At 61.5% G+C, this 2,388-nt stretch carries 3 protein-coding genes; all 3 read right to left on the bottom strand.

Annotated features, from left to right (window positions below; translation table 11 throughout):
• Window positions 1-556, bottom strand: a 556-nt coding sequence (locus tag EOA85_RS32880) for a response regulator transcription factor (RefSeq protein ID WP_164760046.1), incomplete at its 3' end; no start/stop codon positions are given.
• A 43-nt stretch (window positions 557-599) separates the two neighbouring features.
• Window positions 600-1,178 (bottom strand): Spy/CpxP family protein refolding chaperone, encoded by a 579-nt coding sequence (locus EOA85_RS32885; RefSeq protein ID WP_127212491.1) that lies wholly within the window; start codon window positions 1,176-1,178, stop codon window positions 600-602.
• A gap of 816 nt (window positions 1,179-1,994) precedes the next feature.
• Window positions 1,995-2,297, bottom strand: coding sequence for a VOC family protein (locus EOA85_RS32890; RefSeq protein ID WP_245486233.1), 303 nt, complete (start codon window positions 2,295-2,297; stop codon window positions 1,995-1,997).
• Between the last annotated feature and the right edge of the window lie 91 nt (window positions 2,298-2,388).

Raw genomic sequence — 2,388 nt, forward strand, 5'->3', positions numbered from 1 at the left:
CCTCGCCCTTGACCATATCCATCAGTTGTTCGCGCGACAGCGTGCGTCCGGCATTTTCGGCGAGTGCCACCAGCAGGTCGAACTGGTAGCTGGTCATCGAGCAGTCGCGCCCATCGACGCGGGCCGAGCGCGACGAAGGGTCGATCTCCAGCCGACCGAAGCGCAGGATGCGCGGGGATGCGTTCGCGCCGGCGTTGCGGCGGCGCAGGATTGCCTTCAGCCGCGCCAGCAACTCGCGCGGATTGAACGGCTTCGGCAGATAATCGTCGGCGCCTATTTCCAGCCCCACGATGCGGTCGGTCTCGTCGCCTCGCGCCGTCAGCATCAGAACCGGCACATCGGAGTTCGCGCGGATGCGCTTGAGCGCCTCGAAGCCGTCCATGTCGGGCAGCATGACGTCGAGAACCACGGCATCGGGCGACAGCCGCGCGATCTCGGCAATGCCTGCGCACGCCGTCTCCGCCGCTCGCACACGAAAGCCGTTGCCCGTCAGATATTCCGCGAGCATGGCGGACAGGCGCCTGTCGTCGTCGACGATGAGAACCTGGTCCGCCATGCTCGTTTGTTTGCTCCGATTCGAAACTGTGCCGGTACAGAGCTTACCAGCGGCGGTGCCAGCCGCGATCCTCGAAATGTTCGACCAGCTCCGCCCGCTGCTCAGCCGTCAGCACCTCGGCGGCGTCGAGCAGCGCCGACGTCAGCTTGCGCGAGGCCTCGTCGACCGCCGCAATGCGCTCAGCGCGCAGCTTCTCCGCTGCCTCGCGGTCGATGGTTGCGGCGCCGAGCAGCTTGGCGACGTCGTCTCGCGTGTCGCGGAAGCCGCGCATGATCGGGCGGACATCGTCGTGGAGCTTGTCCATGATCGCCTCCAGCTTGTCTTCCTGCTCGGGTGTGGCGTCGACCTCCTCGAGCATGCGCTCAAAGTGATGCCCGCCGAAACCCGGGCCGCCGAACCCCATGCCCTGGCGGAAATTGGCCTGCATGTGCATGCCGGGTCCGCCGTCGCCCCCGCCCATGCCAATGCGCTGGATGCGCCCGTAATCCTGGCTGAGCGCGCCGGCGACGCCGACGCCGGCAAGCGCCGCTATCGCAATGCCGCCTATGGCGATGCGCTTGCCCCAGCTCTTCTTCTGCGGGGTGCCAGAGAGGCCGGCCGGTTCCTGATGGTTCGTTTCCATGATGCTGGTCCTTTCGCTAATGCGGCATCTCTGCCGCGACTGGGCCAGACTAGGAGCGCAATGTTTCGGCCGTTGCGGGCGAATGTAAAGTTGTGTGAAGCCGGCAAGGCGCTATTGCGGCGGGGAGGCGAGAGTGCTGCAGAAGGTTCTCCCACCCTACCTGAAACCTTGCGTCTTGAGCTTGATCTGATCGATGTGGCCGTAACGGTCAATTTACGGCGTCGAACAGGAAGGATGCGCCATAAGAAGTCACTTCCCGAAGCGATGTGAATGTTCGCTAACGCCGCAAGTGAGGGACATTCCACACCCACAGTTGGGGAAACGGATGCCCAGCATCGGTCGGTACATTGTCTTCGGAACATTTGCCTTCTGGTTTTCGAAGCCAGTTCCCAGGAGGCGTACCACCGCTATCGCTCAAATCCAGCCAAGGCCACGGATCATTGCAAGAGTAATGACCATCGGGATGAAGGCGCGCAGCGACCAGACCCATGTTGGTGGCGCTCGCGCGCATAGTCCTGCCTCGCGACTTGGCGCCGAAGCGCGGACGCGGAATAGTCGTCGTCGGGCAAGAACCGTTGGCCAACGGAGTCTGGGTGCCAAGCCGGAGCGATTGGTAGCAGTCCACACCGTAGCCTTGCCAATTTGCCTTGGGTTGGTTCGGATTAGACTACCACCTTGGCGCCCGCAGTGATTGGCGTACATGGATTGGGGCGTAGCTGCTTTGCGCTGTGTCAATGTTCGGGCGCAGTTGAATATCGGCTCACGACCCGTTGCAGTCGATGACGGGAGCATCGGTGTGAGGCAGGATCAGTCGGATCAGTCTAGCCAAAGCTCCTGCTTGCGTTCTTCAAAGCCGAGCACGCGTTTGCTATCGGTCCACCGTGCGACCTCCCCCTCCATTCCATCGGGGTCCTTGAAGGTCACCAGACGGACAGCGCCGAAATCTGTAATGGTCCCATCCGAAGCGCCAGCCTTCACCACACGTCGCCTGACTTCCTGCATGCGTTCTTCATCGTCTACCTTCAGCGCGAGATGATCTATGTGACCTCTCTTCCCCATCTGCATCGATCCATCTTCATACCCCGGTAGTGTCTCAGTTTGAAATTTGCCGGAATGCAATATGCATTTCCCATATCGGGCCGAACTCCTATATGCTTAGCGCAAAGCATAGGAGAAGCCAGTCATGCCTTTTTGGGTGAAACTCACTTCA

The organism is Mesorhizobium sp. M5C.F.Ca.IN.020.29.1.1, assembly GCF_003997375.1.
Lineage (GTDB): Bacteria > Pseudomonadota > Alphaproteobacteria > Rhizobiales > Rhizobiaceae > Mesorhizobium > Mesorhizobium wenxiniae.

Coding starts and splice junctions, on each gene's coding strand:
- EOA85_RS32885 (WP_127212491.1), bottom strand. CDS start 1,178: ATGGAAACGAACCATCAGGAACCGGCCGGCCTCTCTGGCACCCCGCAG.